This window comes from Streptococcus sp. CF8-6, assembly GCF_024295845.1.
Taxonomy (GTDB): Bacteria; Bacillota; Bacilli; order Lactobacillales; family Streptococcaceae; genus Streptococcus; species Streptococcus oralis_BO.
Window position 1 is genome coordinate 128,254 of record NZ_JANCOF010000002.1, and the last position, 23,809, is coordinate 152,062.

Below are 23,809 nucleotides of genomic sequence, written 5' to 3' on the forward strand. Positions count from 1 at the left end.
TTGAGATGATAACTATTAGAAAGCAAGAAGTTGTTAAGCTAGAGGATGTTTTGCATCTCTATCAGGCAGTTGGATGGACAAATTATACCCATCAACCTCAGATGTTGGAGAAGGCCTTGTCTCACTCATTAGCGATTTACCTGGCACTTGATGGCGATGCCGTGGTGGGCTTGGTCCGTTTGGTCGGAGATGGTTTCTCATCGATTTTTGTCCAGGATTTGATCGTTTTGCCTAGCTATCAGCGCCAAGGGATTGGTAGCGACTTGATGAAAGAGGCTTTAGGTGACTTCAAAGATGCCTATCAAGTCCAACTAGTGACCGAACAGACAGAAAAAACCTTGGGATTCTATCGATCTCTGGGATTTGAAACTTTATCTACTTATGACTGTACAGGAATGATTTGGGTGGATCGAAAAAGATAAAAAAATTATTTTTTATTAAGTAAAGTTTAAGTCTCCTCGTGTATTATATAGTTATTAGATAAAGACCTCCTAATACTCTTCGAAAATCTCACCAGCCTTCGTTAGAGTAGACTTAGCTAACTATCGTTATGCTTGCGTCTATCTGCCTAGTCTGATTTCGATTTTCATTGAGTACCCTTTATTTAATGAAATCCCAAACTTTTCTTTTTCATCATAATCTCCTAAGGAAGCCACCCAATCAGGTGGCTTTTTTGTTGTTTGAGAAAAAATTCCATTTGGAGAAAATTTTTAAAAAATGATAAATCATAGAAAAAGTTAAGTTAGCTTTAAGATTCATCTTGTATCATATAATCATTAAATAAAGACCTCCTAACTTTATTTAATGAAATCCTAAACTTTTCTTTTTCATAATAATCTCCCTAAAGAAGTCACCCAATCAGGTGGCTTTTTTGTTGTTTGAGAAAGGAAATCCCATTTGGAAAAATTAACAAAAAAAAATTTTAGAAATTAGAAAAAACTTTGCTACTTCTGTATCAGCTTTTTTTAGTTTCTAAAAATAAAGCGTTTACATTTCGATATAAAAGTGTTATACTTAATTGGTAATAAAATATAAATAAAAAAGCTGTAAAATAAAAATTAAATCGCAATAATTAACAAATTATAAACAAAATCAAAAAGAGGTAGAAATATGGTCAAACGATTTATTAGCTCTAATGCATCAGAGATTTTAAGTATGACAGCTAGTGAGCTGAAACAAAGCATCAAAGCTAGCGAGGGACGGATCATCTTATCAGAAAATGTGGCTTTTAAGGAATCTTATATCGGTGATATTACGAATTCTGAGATGGCTAGAGCTTTTGGTGCAGACCTTATTTTGCTAAATGGTATTGATCTCTTCAATCCTTATGTGGATGGTTTGACTGGGAAAGGAAATTTTGTAGAGGAGCTACATCACTTAGTTGGACGTCCTATCGGAGTCAATTTAGAACCGATTGATACGCAGGCGCAAATGGCCGAAGATCGTCAAGAGATTAACGAAGGTAGGCAAGCTAGTGCTGCAACCATTCAGGCAGCAGAACAATATGGTGTTGATTTTATTTGCTTGACAGGAAATCCAGGAACAGGGGTAACCAATCAGGCAATTATCGATACGATTCGAGTAGTGAAAGAGCATTTTTCAGGTTTGCTCATTGCTGGAAAAATGCATGGTGCAGGAGTAGATGAGCCAGTAGCGGACTTGGAGGCTATCGATCAATTTATTGAAGCGGGAGCAGATATTATCCTAGCTCCAGCGGTGGGAAGTGTTCCAGGATTTGATGATGCAGATTTGAAACAAATCGTTCAGTTGGCACATAAAAAAGGGGCTCTCGTAATGAGCGCTATTGGAACGAGTCAAGAGAGTTCGGATACAGATATTGTTAAGCAAATGGCAATCCGCAATAAAATCTGTGGTGTAGACATTCAGCATATTGGAGATTCAGGATATGGTTGTCTTGCCCCAGTGGAGAACATCTTTGCAATGAGCAAAGCGCTTCGTGGCCAGCGCCATACGGTTTCGATGATTGCTCGTTCGATCAATCGTTAAAATATATATATAAAAATTGAGAACCATGTAGGTTCTCAATTTTTTTTATGAAGAAAAGCTTCGTTAATACATAGGCTGATTGCAGCTCTAGCAACATTCAAATGAGAATACGGTTTGATGGTAATCTCGGGTTGTTTTTGATGTGGGAACAGTTGTACCATGTGATGTAAGCGAGAGAGGATCTGCTCTGCAATTATAGGATAAGAGAAGATTTCGCCATCTAAGTAAATGCGTTCTGTGTCAATAAGTTGGCATAGATTGGAAATCGAAATCGTCAAATATTTACAGGCGGTATTGATTAACTCAATACTACCAAGATCTCCCAATTGGTAAGCTGTAAGAAGTGTATTGAGGCTGATATCACCAGAATCGGCCACTAAGGTTCGAAGTAAAGAGACACGGGAAGAGCGATAGAGCAAGCTTGCTTTGTCAATCAGGGCGCTCTCACTGGCATAGACTTGCAGGCAACCATTTTTACCGCAAGGACACCGTTCGCCTTCAGGATTGATGACAGTGTGTCCGACTTCTCCGATCAGGAAATTTTCTTGACTATAGATACTTCCGTTATACATATATGAACAATGAATACCTCTTGCAACATGATAAACGATGAAATTACTATCTGTAGAATGATAGTTAAAGAGTCGCTCTGCCAAGGTGAGGCAGTGAGATTTATTACCAAAGTAAACGGGAACAGCAAAAGCATCCTGTATTGTTTTTAAGTTTATATTTTCCCAAAGTGGGTTTTTAGAGATGATTTGCGGGCTTTCGTCTAATTTAACGTGTCCTGGCAATCCAATCCCAATTGCTGAAATAGAAAAATTCTTATTTTTTTGTAAAAAATGTTGGATAAGTTGAATGATTTCAATATCATTAGGACCGCCTTGATGTTCTAGATGATGTGTATGCCATTCGCTAGCCAAAATATCACCTATATTATCAGCAATCACTAAAGCAAGATACTTTTCAGAAATCTCAAACCCCAAATAAAAGTGTTGGCGAGCAGTGATGTCTAGTAAAGTTTTTTTACGTCCGACACTATCGTCTTCTAATTCTCCTAGTTCGTGCACCAATCCTTCTTTAATGAGTTCGTTGATGATATTGCCTGTCGTAGCAGGAGTGATATGTGTTTCTTTTGAAATATCGATACGAGAAATCGGGCGTTTTGCATAGAGTTGATCTAGAATTGTTGCCCTGATTTCAGCTTGTTTTCGAGTTAATGTCATAATTTTTACCTCAGCTGATATATTATCAAAAAATAATTAAAAACTCAACATGAAAGCGTTGACATTTTCAAAAATTCAGTATATAATATTTATAGAAAATTAACAATAAACTTAAATAAACAAAAAAACAGCTTTTTTATTTACATATTACAAATAATAAGTTTGTTTTAATTTTTAAAATACCAAATTATTTAGGAGGGGAAACATATGGCTACAAAAGAAATCATGCTAGTCTGTGCTGCAGGTATGAGTACAAGTCTCATGGTAACAAGAATGCAAAAAGCAGCAAAAGAAAAAGAGATGCAAGCAAACATTTTTGCAGTTCCAGTTCCAGAAGCAGAAAGCTATCTAGCCGAACACCAAGTTGATGTTGTCTTATTAGGCCCTCAGGTACGCTATCTATTGGATGATTTTAGAGAAAAGTTAGCAACTACTCCAGTAGATGTCATTCCTATGACGGATTACGGCATGATGAAGGGGGACAAAGTGCTAGAGCTAGCTGAGTCTTTGATGCAATAGGAGGATGTATGGACAGACAATCATCTATAGAAGTTGCAATGCAGTTAATTATGTATGGCGGAGAAGCAAAATCTTGTGCTTTAGAGGCCATTGCAGCAGCTAAAAATCAGAAATTTGATGATGCTACAGAAAAACTCTCCCAAGCTCAGGCGGCACTTTTAGAGGCACACCATGCTCAGACAGATATGCTGACTAGAGAGGCGCAAGGAGAAAAAAACGAAATTAATTTATTTATGATTCATGGTCAAGATCACTTAATGACGAGCATCGCTTTTGTTGACTTGGCTAAGGAAATCATTGCTCTCTATCAAAAAATAGAAAAAAAAGGAGAAGACTATTATGAGTAATTTTGTCGATAAATGGCAAGCGCGCCTGATGCCGATTGCCAATAAAATAGGAAATCAAAAGTTCCTCGTTGCTCTTCGTGATTCCTTTATTGGAACCATGCCAGTCATTATGACAGGTTCATTTGCTTTAATGCTGAATGCTTTTCTGTCTGACCTTCCAGGTCAATTTGGTTGGACTTGGATCACAAGTACTTTCCAGTGGTTGATTGACATCAACTGGTTAGTCTTCAAGGGAAGTATTCCAATTGTTGTTCTTTTGTTCTTATTTACCTTCGGTGTAAACATTGCTCGAATCTACAAAACAGATAAGGTGTCAGCTGGACTGGTAGCGGTCGCTTCTTATGTTATTACGATTGGTGGTTCTATCACAAAGACATTTGAATTGGCTTCAAATAGCCAAGCGGTTGGTAAGGCAGTTGAGAAACTACCAGAGTTTAAATTAACTGGTAATAGCCTTGCAGTAACACTTAATAGTGTGATTCCGGGCGACCAAATTAGTGCTCGTGGCTATTTTACAGCAATTTTAATTGGTTTTGTCTCTGTTATCATTTTTTGTAAAGTCATGAATCGTAACTGGACAATCAAGCTTCCAGATTCTGTTCCACCTGCAATCATGAAGCCATTCTTGTCTATCATTCCAGCTGCGATTGCTATGTATGTCATCGGTATTGCGACTTATATCTTCAATACTGTGACTGGTGAATTAATGATTAACTGGATCTATAAAGTCCTTCAAGCACCACTTCTTAGCATGTCACAAAGTTTCTGGGCTGTTTTGTTAATTGTATTTTTGAATAAGATTTTCTGGTTCTTTGGACTTCATGGTGGTAATGTCTTAGCACCGGTCATGGCTAGTCTATTTGGTGTTACCATGCTTGCAAACTTAGAAGCTTTCCAAGCAGGGCAAGCTATTCCATATATGTGGACAGATAACTCATTTGGTGCTTTTGTTTGGTTTGATGCGATTGGTGTCGCAATTGCAATTCTTTGGCAAGCTAAAAATAAACATTATCGCGAAGTAGCAAAATTGGGTATTTACCCAATGATCTTCAATATCGGTGAGCCTGTGATGTACGGTCTGCCAATTGTACTGAATCCAATTATGTTCATTCCGTATGTAGTGACGCCACTTCTGATGGTGACTGTCTCGTACTGGGCAACTGCATGGGGACTTGTTGCACCTGTTACTCAGAACGTAACGTGGGTGATGCCTCCTGTCTTGTACGGATTCTTTGCGACAGCCTTTGACTGGAGAGCGATCGTTCTATCACTCATTAATATCGCTATCTCTACCTTTGTTTACTTGCCATTTGTCAAGATGGCTGACAAACAACAGGAGCAATAATATGATAAATTTTGAAATACGTGATGAATTTTATCTTGATGGGAAGCCTTTTAAAATTTTATCAGGAGCCATTCAATATTTTCGCCTTCATCCTGATCAATGGCGAGAAACACTCCACAACTTAAAAGCACTAGGTTACAACACTGTTGAGACTTATATTCCCTGGAGTTTGCACGAACCTCAAGAAGGGCAATTTGTAAGAGACGGCCTACTTGATTTTGAAGCTTACTTTGATCTTGTACAGGAAATGGGCCTTCATTTGATTGTTCGTCCGACCCCTTATATCTGTGCTGAGTTTGATTTTGGTGGAATGCCACCATGGTTACTCAATTATCCTGGCATGCGTTTCCGCGTAAATGATGCTTTGTTTTTAGAAAAGGTTAGTCGTTTTTATGATTGGCTCTTTCCAAAGCTCTTGCCTTATCAGTTTACAGAGGGCGGTCCTATTCTCATGATGCAAGTGGAGAATGAGTATGGTTCTTATGCGGAAGACAAGGAATATATGCGCAACATTGCGAAAATGATGCGAGATCGTGGAGTCAGTGTTCCACTCTTTACATCAGATGGAACTTGGATCGAAGCTTTGGAATCAGGTACCTTGATTGAAGATGATATCTTTGTAACAGGAAATTTTGGATCGCAAGCGAAGGAAAATACAGATAATTTACGTGCTTTTATGGAGCGTCATGGTAAAAAATGGCCGCTTATGTGTACAGAGTTCTGGGATGGTTGGTTTAGCCGTTGGGGCGAAGAAATTGTCCGCCGAGATGCTGAAGACCTCGCACAGGATGTAAAAGAAATGATGCAGATCGGTAGTATGAATCTCTTCTTGCTACGTGGAGGAACAAACTTTGGATTTATCAGTGGCTGTTCTGCTCGGAAAACAAGAGATTTACCACAAATTACATCCTATGATTTCGATGCACCGGTTACAGAATGGGGTGTGCCAACAGAGAAGTATTATGCTGTCCAACGTGTGACGCATGAACTTTTCCCAGAATTGGAACAAATGGATCCAATTATTCGTAAGGCCAGAACTTATGGAAGCTTTCCTGTTGAAGGAACTGCAGATCTTTTGGATGTAGCTCCACAGATCACAGAGGAAATTATACACGATTATCCACAGTCAATGGAGCGTATTGGGCAGAATCATGGCTACATCCTTTATCGTTCAGATATTAAGAATCAATATCACGAAGAGCGACTGAAAGCATTAGAAACTCACGATCGTTGTCATTTCTATATCAATCAAGAGCACTTAGCTACTCAGTATAGAGAAGAGCTGGGAGATGAAATGCTATTCTCTGCTGATACAGAGCGTATTCAAATTGATGTGTTGGTAGAAAATATGGGACGTGTCAACTATGGGTATAAATTGAATGCTCCTAGCCAGTCTAAAGGTGTAAAAGGTGGTATCATGATCAACCACCAATTCCGTAAAGGTTGGAAACACTATGCCTTGAAGTTTGATGAGGCCATGTTGTCTAAGCTAGAATGTACAAATCCTGTGCCAGATAAGATTGTATCACCCGTTTTTTACAAATTTAATGTAAAATTAGATGAGATAGCAGATACTTTTATCGACTGTTCGCAGTATGGTAAAGGCTGTATCAGTGTCAACGGCTTTAATCTAGGACGCTATTGGAGTCAAGGTCCGATTCAATATCTGTATATTCCGTCAGGATTTCTGAAGGAAGAAAATGAGTTTATCGTCTTTGAGACGGAAAATGTAAAAGTTGAAGAACTGTCCTTGATTGATCAGCCGGTATTTAAAGAAATGGGGTTGTAAAAACAATGAAATATATCCGTGTTGGGAATGAATTGGAACAAGCTAGTCAATTGGTCTTGGGCTGTATGCGGATGGCTGAAAAGTCTTCAGATGAGATTGTAACTGTGTTGAAGACCGCTCAGGAAATCGGTATTAACTTCTACGATCACTCCGATGTTTATGCAGGTGGCGAGTCAGAGGCTAAGTTTGCTAAAGGCTTGCAAGATGCGGGAATTTTACGTGATCAAGTGATCATTCAGTCAAAATGTGGCTTGCGAGATGTGCATACGAATTATCATTTTGATTTTTCAAAAGAATATATCATTGACTCAGTAGAAGCCAGTTTGAAACGCCTACAGACCGATTATATGGATGTCTTGCTTTTGCATCGTCCAGATGCTCTGGTCGAGCCAGATGAAGTAGCAGAAGCATTTGATCGCTTGTATCAAGCGGGGAAAGTGCGTTACTTTGGAGTTAGCAATCAAAATCCTTACCAAATCGAACTTTTGCAAAAGAGCGTCAAGCAGCCACTGATTGTCAATCAGTTGCAGTTTGGCCCAGCTCATACGCCTATGATTGATCAAGGTCTGAATGCTAATATGCACAATTCTTTTGCCATCAATCGTGATGGAGGCGTCTTGGATTATTGCCGATTGAAGGATATTACTATCCAGCCATGGTCGCCATTCCAAGTTGATTTGGCACAGGGATTGTTTATGGATCATCCTAAATATGTAGAATTGACAAAGACACTTAAACAGTTTGCAGAGCAGCATCAAGTTTCCTTTGAAGCGATTGTCCTTGCTTGGATCTTACGGCATCCAGCGAATATGCAACCAATCATCGGAAGTATGAATCCAGAGCGAATCCGCTCAAGTGCAGAAGCATTTAAAGTAGATTTGCCACGTTCTGAATGGTATAAAATTTATAAAAGCGCAGGAAATGCTTTGCCGTAAATATCTATGCCTCCCTATTTCAAGAGGTAAATTGTGAAAACAATTTGCTTCTTTTGTTAAAAAAATAATCAATCATAGAAAAAGTTAAGTTAGCTTTAAGATTCATCTTGTATTATATAATCATTAAATAAAGACCTCCTAATACTCTTCGAAAATCTCACCATACTTCGTCAGAGTCGACTTAGCTAACTACAGTTATGCTTGCGTCTATCTGCCTAGTCTGATTTCGATTTTCATTGAGTACCCTTTATTTAATGAAATCCTAAACTTTTCTTTTTCATAATAATCTCCCTAAAGAAGCCACCCAATCAGGTGGCTTTTTTTGTTTGTAGGCTGGATTTTTGCTATAATAGAAACATGAGTAGAATTTTAGATAATGAAATCATGGGTGATGAGGAGTTGGTAGAACGTACCCTCCGTCCCCAATATTTACGTGAATATATCGGTCAGGACAAGGTCAAGGATCAGCTACAAATATTTATCGAAGCCGCAAAAATGCGTGATGAGGCGCTGGATCATGTTCTTTTGTTTGGTCCTCCAGGTCTCGGGAAAACGACCATGGCCTTTGTCATTGCCAATGAATTGGGAGTCAATCTCAAGCAGACGTCTGGTCCCGTTATCGAAAAAGCAGGTGATTTGGTAGCAATTTTGAATGACTTGGAGCCAGGAGATGTTCTTTTTATTGACGAGATTCATCGCTTGCCCATGGCTGTTGAGGAAGTTTTATATAGTGCCATGGAAGATTTTTACATCGATATTATGATCGGTGCTGGTGAAACTAGTCGCAGTGTTCATCTGGACTTGCCACCTTTTACCTTGATTGGTGCGACGACCCGTGCGGGTATGCTCTCAAATCCTCTGCGAGCACGTTTCGGGATCACAGGTCATATGGAATACTATGCCCACGCTGACTTGACAGAGATTGTTGAGCGGACGGCAGATATCTTTGAGATGGAAATCACTCATGAAGCTGCATCTGAGTTAGCTTTACGCAGTCGTGGAACTCCTCGTATTGCTAATCGTCTCCTCAAGCGCGTGCGTGACTTTGCGCAGATTATGGGCGATGGCTTGATTGATGATGTCATTACGGATAAGGCCTTGACTATGCTGGATGTAGACCATGAAGGTTTGGACTATGTGGACCAGAAAATCCTTCGCACCATGATTGAGATGTATGGCGGCGGCCCTGTCGGTCTAGGCACTCTTTCTGTTAATATTGCTGAGGAGCGTGAGACGGTAGAGGATATGTACGAGCCTTACCTGATTCAGAAAGGATTTATCATGCGGACACGGTCTGGACGGGTTGCAACGGCTAAAGCCTACGAGCATTTGGGCTATGAGTACAATGAAAAATGAACAAGAAATCCTAGATAGTGTTAGAAAAAATCCTGATATGATGACTATTCTGGCCATCATTCGTAACCTTGGTCTAAAAGACTCGTGGTTGGCTGCAGGTTCAGTTAGAAATTTCATCTGGAATCTCTTGTCAGACAAATCGCCTTTTGACCGTGAGACGGATGTGGATGTGATTTTCTTTGATCAAGATGTTTCTTATGAGGAAACAGTATCCCTAGAGAAAAAGCTAAGAGAAGATTATCCTCAGTATCAGTGGGAGTTGAAAAATCAGGTCTATATGCATCTGCACAGTCCTCATACTGTGCCTTACACGAGTTCTCGTGATGCCATGAGTAAGTATCCCGAACGCTGTACGGCGATAGGACTCCGCTTGCATGTCGACGCAACTTTGGAGCTCTTTGCGCCTTATGGTATAGAGGATATTTTAAAGTTTCAAGTTTCTCCGACTCCTCATTTCCTAGATAATGAAGACCGAATGAAGCTCTATCAAGAACGCTTGTCCAAGAAAAATTGGCAAGAAAAATGGAAAAATCTGACTTTCTCAAAAAACTTAAGAAAAATTTAAGTTAGGGACGGTATACTAGGTTCATAAGTTAAGAGGAACTTAACTTAAACTCCTAAAACTTTTTCATAATAATCTCCCTATAAAAATAAGTCGCCCAATCAGGCGGCTTATTTTTTGTCTGTACGGAGAGCTAATAACTTAGCAATAGAAGAAAATAGGGAAATATGGTATAATGAAACGATAGATTTTTGAATAGGAATAAGAACATGTTTGGATTTTTTAAGAAAGATAAAGCTGTAGAAGTTGAGGTTCCAACACAGGTTCCTGCTCATATTGGCATTATCATGGATGGGAATGGCCGCTGGGCTAAAAAACGGATGCAACCACGGGTTTTTGGTCATAAGGCGGGGATGGAAGCCCTCCAAAAAGTGACCAAGGCAGCTAACAAGATGGGAGTTAAGGTCATCACGGTTTATGCCTTTTCAACGGAAAATTGGACGCGTCCAGATCAAGAGGTCAAGTTTATCATGAACTTGCCAGTCGAGTTTTATGATAACTACGTCCCTGAATTGCATGCAAATAACGTTAAGATTCAGATGATTGGGGAGACAGACCGTCTGCCTAAGCCGACTTTTGAAGCTTTGAAAAAAGCAGAGGAGTTGACCAAGAACAATACAGGCTTGATTCTCAATTTTGCGCTCAATTATGGTGGTCGTGCTGAAATTACGCAGGCTCTTAAGGGCTTGGCTCAAGATGTTCTAGATGCTAAAATTAACCCTGGTGACATCACAGAAGATATGATTGGGGACTATCTTTTCACGCAACATTTGCCAAAGGATTTGCGAGATCCTGATTTGATTATCCGCACGAGTGGTGAGTTGCGTTTAAGCAATTTCTTGCCATGGCAAGCAGCCTATAGCGAGCTTTATTTTACGGATACCTTGTGGCCTGATTTTGATGAAGCCGCCTTGCAGGAAGCTATTGCTGCTTTTAACCATCGCAATCGCCGTTTTGGAGGAGTTTAGGAGAAGATATGACCAAGGATTTACAAAAGAGAACATTGTTTGCGGTATTGGCCCTGGCAATTTTCCTTCCAGTCTTGTTTGCGGGAGGGCTCCTGTTGCAGATAGGGATTGGCTTGTTAGCAATGCTAGGCGTCCATGAACTCTTGCACATGAAGGGACTAAAGACTATGACCATTGAGGGCGCTTTGACTCTTTTTGCGACATTCGCTCTCACAGTCCCTTTAGAAAATTACCTAACTTTTTTGCCTGTTGATGGGAATGTGGTTGCCTACAGTGTTTTGATTACAATAATGCTAGGGACGACCGTTTTCAGTAAAAACTATACGATTGAAGATGCCGCTTTCCCAATTGCTGTGAGTTTTTATGTTGGTTTTGGCTTCAATGCCTTACTAGATGCTCGGGTGGCAGGTTTTGACAAGGTGCTTTTGGCCCTTTTTATCGTTTGGGCGACAGATAGCGCAGCCTACTTGACAGGGATGAATTTTGGTAGGCATAAATTGGCTCCGAGAGTTTCTCCTAATAAGAGTATTGAGGGCTTTGTTGGGGGTATTCTAGGTGCGGTACTGATAACAGTGATTTTCATGTTAGTGGACAGCACAGTTGCTCTTCCTTATGGGATTTATAGAATGAGTCTCTTTGCTGCCTTCTTCAGTGTGGCAGGTCAGTTTGGTGACTTGATTGAGAGTGCCATGAAACGCCATTTCGGTGTTAAGGATTCTGGGAAATTTATCCCGGGACATGGCGGTGTGTTGGATCGCTTTGATAGCATGCTGATTGTATTTCCAATGATGCACTTATTTGGCCTGTTTTAAAGAAAGGAATATTGAATGATTGGATTGCTGACCTTTATCCTGGTTTTTGGGATTATTGTGGTGGTGCATGAGTTTGGACATTTTTATTTTGCCAAGAAATCAGGCATTCTAGTTCGTGAATTTGCCATTGGTATGGGGCCCAAGATTTTTTCCCATATCGGTAAGGATGGCACTGCTTATACCATTCGGATCCTTCCTCTAGGAGGCTATGTTCGTATGGCAGGCTGGGGTGATGATGCGACAGAGATCAAGACAGGAACTCCAGTCAGTTTAACACTTGCTGATGATGGTAAGGTCAAACGGATCAACCTCTCAGGGAAGAAACTGGATCAAACGGCTCTTCCTATGCAGGTAACCCAGTTTGACTTTGAAGACAAGCTCTTTATCAAGGGGTTGGTCTTGGAAGAAGAAAAGATTTTTGCAGTAGGTCACGATGCAACGGTTGTTGAAGAAGACGGAACCGAAGTGCGCATCGCTCCTTTGGATGTACAGTATCAAAATGCTTCTATCTGGGGCAAGCTCATCACCAACTTTGCAGGTCCTATGAATAACTTTATCTTAGGTGTTGTTGTTTTTTGGATCTTGATCTTTTTGCAGGGCGGTGTTAGAGATACTCAGACCAATCTCTTTCACGTCATGCCAGAGGGCGCTTTGGCTAAGGTAGGCGTAGCTGAGACAGCTCAAATTACCAAGGTCGGCTCGCATGAGGTTAAGAATTGGCAAGACTTGACCCAGGCTGTGGAAGCAGATACCAAGGACAAGACTGCCCCGACCTTGGATGTGACTATTTCTGAAAATGGTAGCGAAAAACAAGTTACGGTGACTCCAGAAGAGAATCAAGGACGTTACATTCTCGGGGTTCAACCAGGGGTCAAGTCAGACTTTCTATCCATGTTTGTTGGTGGATTTACAACCGCTGCTGATTCAGGGCTTCGTATCCTTTCGGCTCTGAAAAACTTGATTTTCCATCCAGATTTGAACAAACTCGGCGGTCCCGTTGCCATTTTTAAGGCAAGTAGCGATGCTGCTAAAAATGGTCTTGAGAATGTCCTCTATTTCCTAGCCATGATTTCCATCAATATTGGAATTTTTAACTTGATTCCGATCCCGGCTTTGGATGGTGGAAAGATTGTGCTCAATATCCTAGAGGCTATCCGCCGGAAACCCCTTAAACAAGAAATTGAAACCTATGTCACCATGGCTGGTGTAGTTATCATGGTTGTCTTGATGCTAGCTGTAACCTGGAATGACATTATGCGACTCTTCTTTTAGATAATCGAGGAATATTATGAAACAAAGTAAAATGCTAATCCCAACGCTTCGCGAAATGCCAAGCGATGCTCAAGTTATCAGCCACGCCCTTATGTTGCGTGCTGGTTATGTTCGTCAAGTTTCTGCCGGTGTTTACTCTTACCTGCCACTTGCTAACCGTGTGATTGAAAAGGCTAAAAACATTATGCGCCAAGAGTTTGATAAGATTGGTGCGGTGGAAATGTTGGCTCCTGCCCTTCTCAGTGCCGATCTTTGGCGTGAATCAGGTCGTTATGAAACCTATGGTGAAGACCTTTATAAATTGAAAAACCGTGAAAAGTCAGACTTTATCCTAGGTCCGACACACGAAGAAACTTTTACAGCTATTGTTCGTGACTCTGTCAAGTCTTACAAGCAATTACCACTCAACCTTTACCAAATCCAACCGAAATACCGTGATGAAAAACGTCCACGTAACGGACTTCTCCGTACGCGTGAATTTATCATGAAAGACGGCTATAGTTTCCATGCTAATTACGATAGTTTGGATGTGACTTATGACGAGTACAAGGCAGCCTATGAACGTATTTTTACTCGTAGTGGCTTGGACTTCAAGGCCATCATCGGTGATGGTGGCGCTATGGGTGGTAAGGATAGCCAAGAATTTATGGCCATCACACCTGCTCGTACAGACCTTGACCGCTGGGTTGTCTTAGACAAGTCAGTTGCCTCATTTGATGAGATTCCTGCAGAAGTGCAAGAAGAAATCAAGGCAGAATTGCTCAAATGGATGGTTTCTGGTGAAGACACCATTGCCTACTCAAGTGAGTCTAGCTATGCAGCTAACTTAGAAATGGCAACAAACGAGTACAAACCAAGCAACCGTGTCGTTGCGGAAGAAGAAGTAACTCGCGTGGAAACTCCAGGTGTTAAATCCATCGATGAAGTGGCAGCATTCCTTAACGTGCCAGAAGAGCAAACGATCAAAACCCTCTTCTACATGGCAGATGGTGAGCTTGTTGCAGCCCTTCTAGTTGGAAATGACCAACTCAATGAAGTCAAGTTGAAAAACCACTTGGGTGCAGATTTCTTTGACGTTGCTAGCGAGGAAGAAGTTGCAAGTGTCGTCCCAGCAGGCTTTGGTTCACTAGGACCAGTTGGTTTGCCAGAAAATGTGAAAATCATTGCTGACCGCAAGGTGCAAGATGTCCGCAATGCCGTGGCAGGAGCTAACGAAGATGGCTATCACTTGACGGGTGTGAACCCAGGTCGTGATTTTACTGCAGAATACGTGGATATCCGTGAAGTGCGTGAGGGTGAAATTTCACCAGACGGACAAGGTGTTCTAAACTTCGCGCGTGGTATCGAGATCGGTCATATTTTCAAACTCGGAACTCGCTACTCAGCAAGCATGGGTGCAGATGTTTTGGATGAAAATGGTCGTGCTGTGCCAATTATCATGGGATGTTACGGTATCGGTGTTAGTCGTCTTCTCTCAGCAGTTATGGAACAACACGCTCGCCTCTTTATCAATAAAACTCCTAAAGGGGAATACCGTTATGCTTGGGGAGTTAACTTCCCTAAAGAATTGGCACCATTTGATGTGCACTTGATTACTGTCAATGTCAAAGACGAAGAAGCGCAAGCCTTGACAGATAAACTGGAAGCCAACTTGATGGGAGCTGGTTACGAAGTCTTGACGGATGACCGTAACGAACGTGTCGGAGTGAAGTTTAGCGATAGCGACTTGATTGGGTTGCCAATCCGTATCACTGTTGGGAAGAAAGCAGCTGATGGCATCGTAGAAGTTAAAATCAAGGCGACTGGTGACACCATTGAAGTTCACGCAGACAACTTGCTTGAAACACTTGAAATCCTCAGCAAGAAATAAAAACTTTAATCAGAAGAAAAACAAGGCAAAAATGTAACTAGTTTTTACCTTGTTTTTTCTATATAATGGGAAAAATGAGTAAACGAAGAGGTAAAGCTATGCTAAAATTTCCAAAGGATTTTGTCTGGGGTTCCTCCACTTCTGGACCACAGACAGAAGGACGAGTGCTTGGTGATGGTAAAGGAGATAATCTCTGGGATTATTGGTATCAGGTGGAACCCAATCGCTACTATAATGGAATTGGACCTGACAAAACATCGACTTTTTACGAAAACTGGGAAAAGGATATTGAGTTTCTAGTAGAAACAGGCCATACAGCCTTCCGAACTTCTATCCAGTGGTCTCGCATTTTCCCACAAGGTCGTGGAGAGGTCAATCCGCAAGGGGTGGCTTTCTACCGTCAGGTCTTTGAAGCTATTAAGGCCAAGGGGATTCGTCTCTTAGTCAATCTCTATCACTTCGACCTGCCATTCGCCCTCCAAGAAGACGGCGATGGTTGGGAAAATAAGGAAACTGTCAAGGCTTATGAAGACTATGCTCGTTTTTGTTTTGAGACTTACGGTGACTTGGTGGACCAATGGATTACCTTTAACGAGCCCATCGTACCTGTAGAGTTTGGCTATTTTTACGATGCTCACTATCCTCATAAGGTAGATGCCAAAGCAGCGGTTAAGGTTGCCTATCATACGCAACTGGCTAGTAGTCTTGCGGTGAAGGCTTGTCATGAGGTCCTGCCTGATTCTAAGATTGGGATTGTCTTAAACTTGACACCGGCTTATCCACGTAGCCAGCATCCTGCAGATGTCAAGGCTGCTCGCATTGCCGACCTCTTCCAAGCCCAATCTTTCCTAGATCCGTCTGTCTTGGGAGCTTATCCAGAAGAGTTAGTGGAGATTTTAGCAGATTATGACTTGTTACCGGAATACACAGCCGCAGAGTTAGAACTCATTCGCGAGAACACTGTTGATTTTCTAGGAGTGAACTACTATCAGCCTTTGCGTGTTATGGCGCCACGTTTTGCTAAGCATCCTGATAGCCCGCTTTTGCCAGAGCATTTCTATGAGCCTTACGTCATGCCGGGCCGTAAAATCAATCCTCACCGCGGTTGGGAAATCTATGAGCAGGGGATTTATGATATTGCCCAAAATATCAAGGAAAATTATGGTAATATTGAGTGGATGCTGACAGAGAATGGCATGGGTGTTGAAGGTGAGGATAAATTCCGTGAGAATGGCATGATTCAGGACGACTATCGTATCGACTTTGTCAAAGGGCATCTTCGTGAACTCCATCGTGCGATTGAAGACGGAGCCAATTGTAAGGGCTACTTGATTTGGACCTTTATCGACTGTTGGTCATGGCTCAACAGTTATAAAAACCGCTACGGTCTAGTGGAGCTTGACTTGGAAACACAGGAACGTCGCCTGAAGAAATCAGGCCACTGGTTCAAAGAACTCAGCGATCATAATGGATTTTAAGAATAAAAAGAGTGAGATGGTGTTCATCTCACTTTTTATTACAATATCATCACCAAGGTTCCGATCGTAATCAGGATACAGCCAATAATTGTTTTAAACGTCAGGACATCCTGTAGGAAGAAAAAGGCTAGAACGAGGGTAATGACGAGACTGAATTTATCGACAGCAGATACCTCAGTCGCGTTGCCCATCTGCAAAGCCTTGTAGTAGCAGAGCCAGGAGGCGCCAGTGGCTAAGCCTGATAAGATGAGAAAGAGCCAACTTTTTCTACTGATGTTGACAATTTCGGTCTGACTATTGGTCAAGAAAACCATGGCCCAGGCCATAAGAATGACGACGACTGTACGAATAGCGGTTGCTAGATTGGATGGAACTCCTTCAATCCCAATCTTGGCTAAAATTGACGTTAAGGCTGCAAAGATAGCTGATAAAAGTGCGAAGAAAAACCACATGGCAAATACCTCCTCTTTTTATTATAAGTAATTGATGCTGACTTGTCAGGTATCAAGTGAAATCTTGATAAAATACCAGATGGAAAAACTATACCAATTTTTATTCTTGACAAGTGAGAAAAACAAGTATATACTGTTTTTGCTGATTCCGTAAAGTGAGAATTAGACTATACCAATTTAAGGAGAAAGCACAGCTGGTCTGTGTCGTATATACTATGTGTGGAATTGTTGGTGTTGTTGGAAACACAAATGCAACTGATATTTTGATTCAAGGGCTTGAAAAGCTCGAATACCGTGGTTATGATTCTGCGGGGATTTTTGTCCTAGGTGGTGCTGAAAATCACCTGGTTAAGGCTGTCGGTCGTATCGCAGAATTGTCTGCCAAGACAGCAGGTGTTGAGGGGACAACTGGTATCGGACATACTCGTTGGGCGACTCACGGGAAACCAACGGAAGACAATGCTCACCCACACCGCTCTGAGACAGGACGTTTTGTCTTGGTGCACAATGGGGTGATTGAAAACTACCTTGAAATCAAGGAAGAATACCTTGCAGGTCACCACTTCAAGGGGCAAACCGATACGGAAATCGCTGTTCACTTGATTGGGAAATTTGCAGAAGAAGAAGGTCTCTCAGTTCTTGAAGCCTTCAAAAAAGCTCTTCACATCATCCGTGGTTCTTATGCCTTTGCCTTGATTGACTCTGAAAATCCAGATGTCATCTATGTCGCTAAGAACAAATCACCGCTCTTGATTGGTCTTGGAGAAGGCTACAACATGGTCTGCTCAGATGCTATGGCTATGATTCGAGAGACCAACCAATACATGGAAATTCATGACCAAGAGTTGGTAATCGTCAAGGCTGATAGCGTCGAAGTTCAAGACTATGATGGTAACAGTCGTGAGCGTGCTAGCTATACTGCTGAGCTAGACTTGTCAGATATCGGTAAGGGGACTTACCCTTACTACATGCTCAAGGAAATCGACGAGCAACCAACGGTCATGCGCAAACTCATCCAAGCCTACACAGATGAGGCTGGTCAAGTTGTTGTAGATCCAGCTATCATCAAGGCTGTTCAAGACGCAGACCGTATTTACATTCTTGCAGCTGGGACATCTTACCACGCAGGATTTGCTTCTAAAAAAATGCTGGAAGAATTGACAGATACACCAGTTGAACTTGGAATTTCATCTGAGTGGGGTTATGGTATGCCCCTTCTCAGCAAAAAACCACTCTTCATCTTTATCAGCCAGTCTGGTGAAACAGCTGACAGCCGTCAGGTTTTGGTCAAGGCTAATGAAATGGGAATCCCGAGCTTGACAGTGACCAACGTGCCAGGTTCAACCCTTTCACGTGAAGCCAACCATACTATGTTGCTTCACGCGGGTCCTGAAATTGCCGTGGCTTCAACCAAGGCCTATACAGCACAAATCGCAGCACTTGCCTTCCTTGCAAAAGCTGTCGGAGAAGCAAACGGTAATGCCAAAGCGCAAGCCTTTGACCTGGTTCATGAGTTGTCAATCGTAGCTCAGTCTATTGAATCAACTCTTTCTGAAAAAGAAACCATTGATTCTAAAGTTCGTGAGCTTCTTGAAACAACTCGTAACGCCTTTTACATCGGACGTGGTCAAGACTACTATGTAGCCATGGAAGCCAGTCTCAAACTCAAAGAGATTTCTTACATCCAATGTGAAGGCTTTGCGGCAGGAGAACTCAAGCACGGAACCATTGCCTTGATTGAAGAGGGGACACCTGTCTTGGCCCTCTTGTCAGATCCAGTCCTTGCTAACCACACTCGTGGAAATATCCAGGAGGTCGTAGCCCGTGGTGCTAAGGTACTTACAATCGCAGAAGAAAATGTTGCCAAAGAGACAGATGATATCGTTCTTACGACTGTCCACCCTTACCTCTCACCAATCTCAATGGTCGTACCAACGCAATTGGTCGCTTACTTTGCAACCCTCCACCGTGGACTCGATGTGGACAAACCACGTAACCTTGCTAAGTCAGTAACAGTAGAATAAACCAAGAAAGTCTAGTTCATCTAGGCTTTTTCTAATGAGCAAATCCATTGAAAGTAAAACTAATTAGTGATAAAATACTCTAAAAACTAAAAGAGATAGCGAGGAAACAGTATGGTAGAATTAGGAATTTCAACATTTGGTGAAACAACCGCTCTGGAAGCGACTGGGCAGATTTACAGTCATGATGAACGCATTCGTCAGTTGGTGGCAGAAATTGAGCTGGCTGATAAGGTTGGTTTGGATGTGTACGGGATTGGGGAGCATCATCGGGAGGACTTTGCGGTATCGGCGCCAGAGATTATTCTTGCAGCTGGGGCAGTCAATACCAAAAAGATTCGTTTGACTAGTTCGGTCAGCATTCTCTCGAGTATGGATCCGATTCGCTTGTTCCAACAATATGCTACCATCGATGCCTTGTCAAATGGACGGGCAGAGATTATGGCAGGTCGTGGTTCATTTACCGAATCCTTCCCTCTGTTTGGCTATGACTTGAAAGACTATGAAGCTCTTTTTGATGAAAAGTTAGACCTGCTTCAGCTGGCAAATGAAAGCACCAAAGTGAACTGGCAGGGACAATTGACTCAAAGCATCGCTGGAAAAGAAGTCTATCCTCGTCCTGTTCAGGACAAATTGCCATTGTGGGTGGCGACAGGAGGTCATGTAGAGTCAACAGTGAAGATTGCTCAGGCGGGGTTGCCGATTGTCTATGCCATTATCGGTGGCAATCCACGTTATTTTAAAAAGCTGATTCAAGCTTATCGTGAGATTGGTAGGGAAGCCGGTCATGCGGAGAAAGACCTGAAAGTGGGTGCTCATTCTTGGGGCTGGATTTCGGAAGATGGCGAGCAGGCTGTCAAAGATTATTTCCATCCGACCAAGCAAGTGGTGGATGCAATTTCCAAGGACCGTCCGCACTGGCAGGAGTTGACCTATGAGCAATATTTGGAGCAAGTTGGACCAAATGGTGCCATGTTTGTGGGCAATCCAGATCAGGTGGCAGAAAAATTGATTCGCATGATTGAGGATTTAGACTTGGACCGTTTCATGCTCCATCTACCGCTTGGTTCTATGCCACATGATCAAGTTTTGAGAGCTATTGAACTCTTCGGCACACAAGTGGCTCCAAAAGTACGAGCATACTTTGCCATGAAAGAGGGGTTATAAAAAAATTCAATCAGTTGAGTCGATTGGTGAGGAACACCCATGGATTCAGCAACAGGTGGAAGTGGTACAAGTGATAGAGCATACTATCTAGTGGAATATATACTAGTTTATACCAAGTACAAGATAAAATAGTAAAAAAGACGATTTCCGCTTGGAAATCGTCTTTTTTGATATTCTCACAAATACGATATCTTGTGGTTGGTGTAAACTGGTAGATAGCTCTCTTATTTTATTTATCAAAACCTTGTAAGTTTTTTTGTCGCTCTTCAGTTTGACCCTTGGCATCCAATTTATTACCATTGTAAACAGTGCTTTCCCATGATCCGTACATTGGGTTAGGGAAAATGATGAATTTCTCACCAAACTCTTTTTGTAATTCCTCTAATTTTTGGTTGCGCTCAGTTTCAGAGGTCTTTGAAAACTCTGCAAAGTCTACAAGATTGTCTCCTAGTAGCATGACTAAGTTGGTTTTTTCTTGGACTGCTTGTCTACGACCTTCTTTAGATTTGACGCCTTTTTCTAAGAACATGAGATGATCGCGGCTTTGTACAGGAATTCCTTCATTTTCTAGGTTTTTGATCGTATCATCTACCTGATCTATCGTGCGGTCAGATACATAGTAAATTTGGACACCGTTTTGGTCTGCAAATTGGAGAAAGTCTTTAGCACCTGGTACAGCCTTGGCTGCGGCTTTTTTTACCCAGACATCCCAGTTTTCTGGGGTAAATGCTGTTCCGTCTTTGACATTTTGCGCTTGATAAGGGCTATTGTCTAATACGGTTTCGTCTAAGTCCAAAACGATAGAGTAGGGTTTATCTGTCTGTGTTTTTAGTAGTTCTTTCAAACGATTAGTAGCGACATTGTAACCTTGTAGATAGAGTGCCTTGGTTTCAGCTGCTTTTTGATACCAAAGAGTTGACATAGTGTTCTCTCTTGAACGCAACTGATCATAGGTCATGGTAACCTGATTATCAGATGTACTACTTTGTGTTGTCTGTGAATTTGCCGAATTTGTGCCACAGCCAGTCAGTAAAATGACGGAAGTAAGTGTAGAAGCAATTGTAATGGTAACTTTGGATATTTTCATAATCCCATCCTCCTAATAATAGTCTATTAATATTGTAGCGTTTTCATGGGATTTGTGCAAGGAAATATCGAGAGAAAAGAAATTTTTCAGTAGTAATTTGGTATTAGGATAAAATCATGTACTTAATTTGGGAATGAAGATGGATATAAAAAAATTCAATCGGCTTGATAGAAAATCTATATCAGCTTCTTTTTGGAAAATAGATGAAAATAAAGTGAATCTTTGAAAGGCTAGTAACATCAGGCTTTTCAGGGATTTTTTCTTTATAGATATAAAAATTTCTAATCGAGTTGATAGTCAATATATATTGGGAAAAGGGGAAAAGGAGTGGTAAGATGGTTTCAATCCAAATGGAAGGAGAAAGGTATGGCAAGTAAAAGAGATTTAGTCTTTAGAGCGATTCGAGGCGATGAAGTGGAAAGAGTTCCTGTGGGATTTTGGTTTCATTTTGTAACACTGGAAGAAAAGGGGCAGGGATTAAACAATCCACGGATCTTGCAAAAAAGTGTTGATGGGCATCGCAATTATGTAGAAAGGATTCGCCCTGATTTTGTCAAAATTATGAGCGACGGTTTTTTCCTTTATCCAAGTAATGTCTATAGTCCTAAGATCGCAAGCATTCAGGAGCTGACTTCTATTGAATCGATTGGTGAGGAACACCCATGGATTCAGCAACAGGTGGAAGTGGTACAAGCGATTCGAGAGACCTTTACAGAAGAAATTGTTTCTTTCTACAATATCTTTTCCCCTATCTCCTACTTCAAGCGCTGGTTCCGTACAGAAACTTCTCGAGGAGATAGGGAAGTGGCTGATCTATTGCTTGAAAATCCTGAGCAGTTCAGAGCGATTCTAGATGTGATTGCAGGAGATATTGCTATCCTAACTCAGAAAATCATCCAGCAAGGTGGAGTCGACGGGATTTACCTCAGCACCCAGGAAATTCAAGATGAGCGCATCACACCAGCACTCTATCAAACCTATATCGAACCGAGCAATATAGCGATTTTGGAGGCAGCCAATCAGGTTGGTGGGACCAATATCCTCCATATCTGTGGTTTTGAAGGTGCGAGCAATGATGTGACGATATTTAAGGACTATCCAGCTCAAGTGGTCAACTGGGCGACTCATCATGAGGATGTTAGTTTGACAAAGGGTCAAGAGTTGTTTCCAGGTAAGACCGTTTTAGGTGGATTTGAAAATGGCAAGAAAAGCTTGCTTTATCAAGGTTCCAAGGCGGAATTGCAAAATGAAACAAGACGGTTGCTGGCTGAAGCGGGTAGTAAAGGTATTCTTCTGGGAGCTGACTGTACTGTTCCAGATGACTTTGACTTAGAGAGGTTGGACTGGATTCGGCAGGCAGCTGTTCTCTAAAAGGAGGAGCTATGAAAAGTAAAAGATGGGGCATCTTCATTGCAGTTGTCGGTTTGCTGGCCTTGGTCACCATAAGCGTCGTAAAAAATGGGCACTGCAAAAATGGAGAGAGATGTCGTGGAGTTCAGGATTTTTCCAAGTCCAGTCTCCCCTTTCTACGCTCGAATGATATCGCAAGCAGTTTATTAGTTGAAAAAGTAAGAAATGGAGAATAAGAATGTCAGAAAAAAAAGAATGGGTTTTAAAAGCATTTAGAGGTGAAAAGGTTGAACGTGTGCCAGTTGGCTTTTGGCACCATTTCACATCCGAAGACGAATGGCTACACGGTTTCTCAAATCCAGTCATTATCAAGAAGAATATCGAGGGACATAAGCGCTTTATCCGAGAAGTTCAGCCAGACTTTATCAAACTCATGAGTGATGGCTACTTTGCTTATCCAAATCCAGCGATTGCCAAAGGAAAATCACTTCAAGAATTGGCGACCATTCAACCACTCGGACCAGAGCACGCTTGGATAAAAGAGCAGGTTGACTTGGTTAAGAAAATCAAGCAAGAATTTACAGAAGATATCGTTTCGATTTACAATATTTTTGCTCCTGTGACCTATCTCAAGTGGCTGCTTGGGGAAGTATCTGGCGGGGATGACCTCATTGCTGATTTTTTGGTGGAAGATCCTGAAGCCCTTAAAAAGGTGTTGGATGTGATTGCAGAAGATATTGCGAGTCTCAGTCGAGCTGTCATCGAAGAGGCTGGTGCTGATGGAATCTACCTCAGCGTGCAGAGTATCCAAGATCAACGAGTGTCGGCAGCAGAGTATCAAGCCGTCATTGCACCTAGCGAGATAACGGTTCTGGAAGCAGCTAGTGCTGTTGATGGTGTTACTGTTCTTCATATCTGTGGCTACGAGGGAGCGCGAAATGATATTCACCTTTTTGCAGACTATCCAGCCCAAGTCTTTAACTGGGCTGTAGGACCAGAGGGAATCACTCTCAAGGAAGGTCGTGAGATTTTCAAGGGGCGTACGGTTCTTGGAGGATTCGAAAATGGCAAGACAGGCTTACTGTATACTGGTAGCAAGGATGCCATTCAGGCTGAGGCAAAGAAACTAGTTGCAGAGGCTGGGGAACAGGGCTTGGTACTTGGGGCAGATTGTACCATTCCAAGTGATATCGCAGTTGAACGTATCAAGTGGGTGAGAGAAGCGCTTGAAAACTAAAGGAGAAAA

Annotated in this window: 22 protein-coding genes; 19 read left to right on the top strand and 3 right to left on the bottom strand. The window is 41.7% G+C overall.

The window, feature by feature from the left end; all coding sequences use genetic code 11:
* Positions 1-5 precede the first annotated feature (5 nt).
* Together NML69_RS04265 and NML69_RS04270 are read left to right on the top strand one after the other, a co-directional pair.
* A complete protein-coding gene (locus tag NML69_RS04265; RefSeq protein WP_254725399.1) occupies positions 6-422 on the top strand; it encodes a GNAT family N-acetyltransferase in 417 nt (138 codons plus the stop codon).
* Between the two features lie 688 nt (positions 423-1,110).
* Positions 1,111-2,007, top strand: a complete 897-nt coding sequence (locus NML69_RS04270) for a haloacid dehalogenase-like hydrolase (protein WP_198459150.1) — start codon at positions 1,111-1,113, stop codon at positions 2,005-2,007.
* A gap of 35 nt (positions 2,008-2,042) precedes the next feature.
* Here NML69_RS04270 and NML69_RS04275 read toward each other — a convergent pair whose 3' ends face one another.
* Entirely contained in the window at positions 2,043-3,233 is a 1,191-nt protein-coding gene (locus NML69_RS04275) for an ROK family transcriptional regulator (RefSeq protein WP_198459151.1), read from the bottom strand.
* A 207-nt stretch (positions 3,234-3,440) separates the two neighbouring features.
* Between NML69_RS04275 and NML69_RS04280 the strand changes: the two genes are divergently transcribed.
* From NML69_RS04280 to NML69_RS04335, 12 genes are all read left to right on the top strand, one after another.
* Positions 3,441-3,752 (top strand): PTS sugar transporter subunit IIB, encoded by a 312-nt coding sequence (locus NML69_RS04280; RefSeq protein WP_198459152.1) that lies wholly within the window; start codon positions 3,441-3,443, stop codon positions 3,750-3,752.
* 8 nt (positions 3,753-3,760) lie between these two features.
* The gene (locus tag NML69_RS04285) at positions 3,761-4,099 is read left to right on the top strand and encodes a PTS lactose/cellobiose transporter subunit IIA (RefSeq protein ID WP_198459153.1); all 339 of its coding nucleotides are present in this window, start codon (positions 3,761-3,763) and stop codon (positions 4,097-4,099) included.
* On the top strand, positions 4,092-5,444 hold the full coding sequence (locus tag NML69_RS04290) for a PTS sugar transporter subunit IIC (RefSeq protein WP_254725400.1): 1,353 nt from the start codon (positions 4,092-4,094) through the stop codon (positions 5,442-5,444). The genes NML69_RS04285 and NML69_RS04290 overlap by 8 nt, the downstream gene beginning before the upstream one ends.
* A gap of 1 nt (position 5,445) precedes the next feature.
* The gene (locus tag NML69_RS04295) at positions 5,446-7,233 is read left to right on the top strand and encodes a beta-galactosidase family protein (protein ID WP_198459155.1); all 1,788 of its coding nucleotides are present in this window, start codon (positions 5,446-5,448) and stop codon (positions 7,231-7,233) included.
* A 5-nt stretch (positions 7,234-7,238) separates the two neighbouring features.
* A complete protein-coding gene (locus NML69_RS04300) occupies positions 7,239-8,168 on the top strand; it encodes an aldo/keto reductase family oxidoreductase (RefSeq protein ID WP_198459156.1) in 930 nt (309 codons plus the stop codon).
* Between the two features lie 357 nt (positions 8,169-8,525).
* A complete protein-coding gene (gene ruvB, locus NML69_RS04305; RefSeq protein WP_302851696.1) occupies positions 8,526-9,524 on the top strand; it encodes a Holliday junction branch migration DNA helicase RuvB in 999 nt (332 codons plus the stop codon).
* Positions 9,505-10,089: a nucleotidyltransferase family protein gene (locus NML69_RS04310; protein WP_254725402.1), complete on the top strand. Its 585-nt coding sequence runs from the start codon at positions 9,505-9,507 to the stop codon at positions 10,087-10,089. Before ruvB ends, NML69_RS04310 begins: the two co-directional genes overlap by 20 nt.
* A gap of 206 nt (positions 10,090-10,295) precedes the next feature.
* Positions 10,296-11,054, top strand: a complete 759-nt coding sequence (locus tag NML69_RS04315; RefSeq protein WP_000466705.1) for an isoprenyl transferase — start codon at positions 10,296-10,298, stop codon at positions 11,052-11,054.
* Positions 11,055-11,062: 8 nt separating this feature from the next.
* Positions 11,063-11,866 carry a phosphatidate cytidylyltransferase gene (locus tag NML69_RS04320; RefSeq protein ID WP_049477447.1) on the top strand — a complete coding sequence of 268 codons (804 nt, stop codon included), beginning with the start codon at positions 11,063-11,065 and terminating at the stop codon, positions 11,864-11,866.
* 15 nt (positions 11,867-11,881) lie between these two features.
* Positions 11,882-13,138: an RIP metalloprotease RseP gene (gene rseP / locus NML69_RS04325; protein WP_254725403.1), complete on the top strand. Its 1,257-nt coding sequence runs from the start codon at positions 11,882-11,884 to the stop codon at positions 13,136-13,138.
* A 16-nt stretch (positions 13,139-13,154) separates the two neighbouring features.
* Complete coding sequence (locus tag NML69_RS04330) at positions 13,155-15,008, top strand: proline--tRNA ligase (protein WP_254725404.1); 1,854 nt, start codon at positions 13,155-13,157, stop codon at positions 15,006-15,008.
* Positions 15,009-15,106: 98 nt separating this feature from the next.
* A complete protein-coding gene (locus NML69_RS04335; protein WP_254725406.1) occupies positions 15,107-16,486 on the top strand; it encodes a glycoside hydrolase family 1 protein in 1,380 nt (459 codons plus the stop codon).
* Positions 16,487-16,524: 38 nt separating this feature from the next.
* Here the strand turns inward: NML69_RS04335 and NML69_RS04340 are convergent, their stop codons facing one another.
* Positions 16,525-16,938 carry an EamA family transporter gene (locus NML69_RS04340; RefSeq protein ID WP_000264208.1) on the bottom strand — a complete coding sequence of 138 codons (414 nt, stop codon included), beginning with the start codon at positions 16,936-16,938 and terminating at the stop codon, positions 16,525-16,527.
* A 215-nt stretch (positions 16,939-17,153) separates the two neighbouring features.
* Here NML69_RS04340 and glmS point away from each other — a divergent pair, with 215 nt between their 5' ends.
* Positions 17,154-18,962 carry a glutamine--fructose-6-phosphate transaminase (isomerizing) gene (glmS, locus tag NML69_RS04345; protein ID WP_254725524.1) on the top strand — a complete coding sequence of 603 codons (1,809 nt, stop codon included), beginning with the start codon at positions 17,154-17,156 and terminating at the stop codon, positions 18,960-18,962.
* 111 nt (positions 18,963-19,073) lie between these two features.
* Positions 19,074-20,126, top strand: a complete 1,053-nt coding sequence (locus tag NML69_RS04350) for an LLM class flavin-dependent oxidoreductase (RefSeq protein WP_000229782.1) — start codon at positions 19,074-19,076, stop codon at positions 20,124-20,126.
* Between the two features lie 229 nt (positions 20,127-20,355).
* Here NML69_RS04350 and NML69_RS04355 read toward each other — a convergent pair whose 3' ends face one another.
* Positions 20,356-21,213 (bottom strand): 5'-nucleotidase, lipoprotein e(P4) family, encoded by an 858-nt coding sequence (locus NML69_RS04355; protein WP_247923958.1) that lies wholly within the window; start codon positions 21,211-21,213, stop codon positions 20,356-20,358.
* A 366-nt stretch (positions 21,214-21,579) separates the two neighbouring features.
* Between NML69_RS04355 and NML69_RS04360 the strand changes: the two genes are divergently transcribed.
* From NML69_RS04360 to NML69_RS04370, 3 genes are read left to right on the top strand one after another with little or no spacing between them, the layout of a single operon-like run.
* Positions 21,580-22,584 (top strand): uroporphyrinogen decarboxylase family protein, encoded by a 1,005-nt coding sequence (locus NML69_RS04360; RefSeq protein ID WP_254725408.1) that lies wholly within the window; start codon positions 21,580-21,582, stop codon positions 22,582-22,584.
* A gap of 11 nt (positions 22,585-22,595) precedes the next feature.
* Positions 22,596-22,799 carry a hypothetical protein gene (locus tag NML69_RS04365; RefSeq protein ID WP_084941132.1) on the top strand — a complete coding sequence of 68 codons (204 nt, stop codon included), beginning with the start codon at positions 22,596-22,598 and terminating at the stop codon, positions 22,797-22,799.
* A 2-nt stretch (positions 22,800-22,801) separates the two neighbouring features.
* Positions 22,802-23,800, top strand: a complete 999-nt coding sequence (locus tag NML69_RS04370; protein ID WP_254725410.1) for a uroporphyrinogen decarboxylase family protein — start codon at positions 22,802-22,804, stop codon at positions 23,798-23,800.
* Positions 23,801-23,809 lie beyond the last annotated feature (9 nt).

Bases quoted from the DNA above. Each gene is read 5' to 3' on its own strand.
- NML69_RS04265 (WP_254725399.1), top strand. From the start codon at position 6: ATGATAACTATTAGAAAGCAAGAAGTTGTTAAGCTAGAGGATGTTTTG.
- NML69_RS04270 (WP_198459150.1), top strand. From the start codon at position 1,111: ATGGTCAAACGATTTATTAGCTCTAATGCATCAGAGATTTTAAGTATG.
- NML69_RS04275 (WP_198459151.1), bottom strand. From the start codon at position 3,233: ATGACATTAACTCGAAAACAAGCTGAAATCAGGGCAACAATTCTAGAT.
- NML69_RS04280 (WP_198459152.1), top strand. From the start codon at position 3,441: ATGGCTACAAAAGAAATCATGCTAGTCTGTGCTGCAGGTATGAGTACA.
- NML69_RS04285 (WP_198459153.1), top strand. From the start codon at position 3,761: ATGGACAGACAATCATCTATAGAAGTTGCAATGCAGTTAATTATGTAT.
- NML69_RS04290 (WP_254725400.1), top strand. From the start codon at position 4,092: ATGAGTAATTTTGTCGATAAATGGCAAGCGCGCCTGATGCCGATTGCC.
- NML69_RS04295 (WP_198459155.1), top strand. From the start codon at position 5,446: ATGATAAATTTTGAAATACGTGATGAATTTTATCTTGATGGGAAGCCT.
- NML69_RS04300 (WP_198459156.1), top strand. From the start codon at position 7,239: ATGAAATATATCCGTGTTGGGAATGAATTGGAACAAGCTAGTCAATTG.
- ruvB (WP_302851696.1), top strand. From the start codon at position 8,526: ATGAGTAGAATTTTAGATAATGAAATCATGGGTGATGAGGAGTTGGTA.
- NML69_RS04310 (WP_254725402.1), top strand. From the start codon at position 9,505: ATGAGTACAATGAAAAATGAACAAGAAATCCTAGATAGTGTTAGAAAA.
- NML69_RS04315 (WP_000466705.1), top strand. From the start codon at position 10,296: ATGTTTGGATTTTTTAAGAAAGATAAAGCTGTAGAAGTTGAGGTTCCA.
- NML69_RS04320 (WP_049477447.1), top strand. From the start codon at position 11,063: ATGACCAAGGATTTACAAAAGAGAACATTGTTTGCGGTATTGGCCCTG.
- rseP (WP_254725403.1), top strand. From the start codon at position 11,882: ATGATTGGATTGCTGACCTTTATCCTGGTTTTTGGGATTATTGTGGTG.
- NML69_RS04330 (WP_254725404.1), top strand. From the start codon at position 13,155: ATGAAACAAAGTAAAATGCTAATCCCAACGCTTCGCGAAATGCCAAGC.
- NML69_RS04335 (WP_254725406.1), top strand. From the start codon at position 15,107: ATGCTAAAATTTCCAAAGGATTTTGTCTGGGGTTCCTCCACTTCTGGA.
- NML69_RS04340 (WP_000264208.1), bottom strand. From the start codon at position 16,938: ATGTGGTTTTTCTTCGCACTTTTATCAGCTATCTTTGCAGCCTTAACG.
- glmS (WP_254725524.1), top strand. From the start codon at position 17,154: ATGTGTGGAATTGTTGGTGTTGTTGGAAACACAAATGCAACTGATATT.
- NML69_RS04350 (WP_000229782.1), top strand. From the start codon at position 19,074: ATGGTAGAATTAGGAATTTCAACATTTGGTGAAACAACCGCTCTGGAA.
- NML69_RS04355 (WP_247923958.1), bottom strand. From the start codon at position 21,213: ATGAAAATATCCAAAGTTACCATTACAATTGCTTCTACACTTACTTCC.
- NML69_RS04360 (WP_254725408.1), top strand. From the start codon at position 21,580: ATGGCAAGTAAAAGAGATTTAGTCTTTAGAGCGATTCGAGGCGATGAA.
- NML69_RS04365 (WP_084941132.1), top strand. From the start codon at position 22,596: ATGAAAAGTAAAAGATGGGGCATCTTCATTGCAGTTGTCGGTTTGCTG.
- NML69_RS04370 (WP_254725410.1), top strand. From the start codon at position 22,802: ATGTCAGAAAAAAAAGAATGGGTTTTAAAAGCATTTAGAGGTGAAAAG.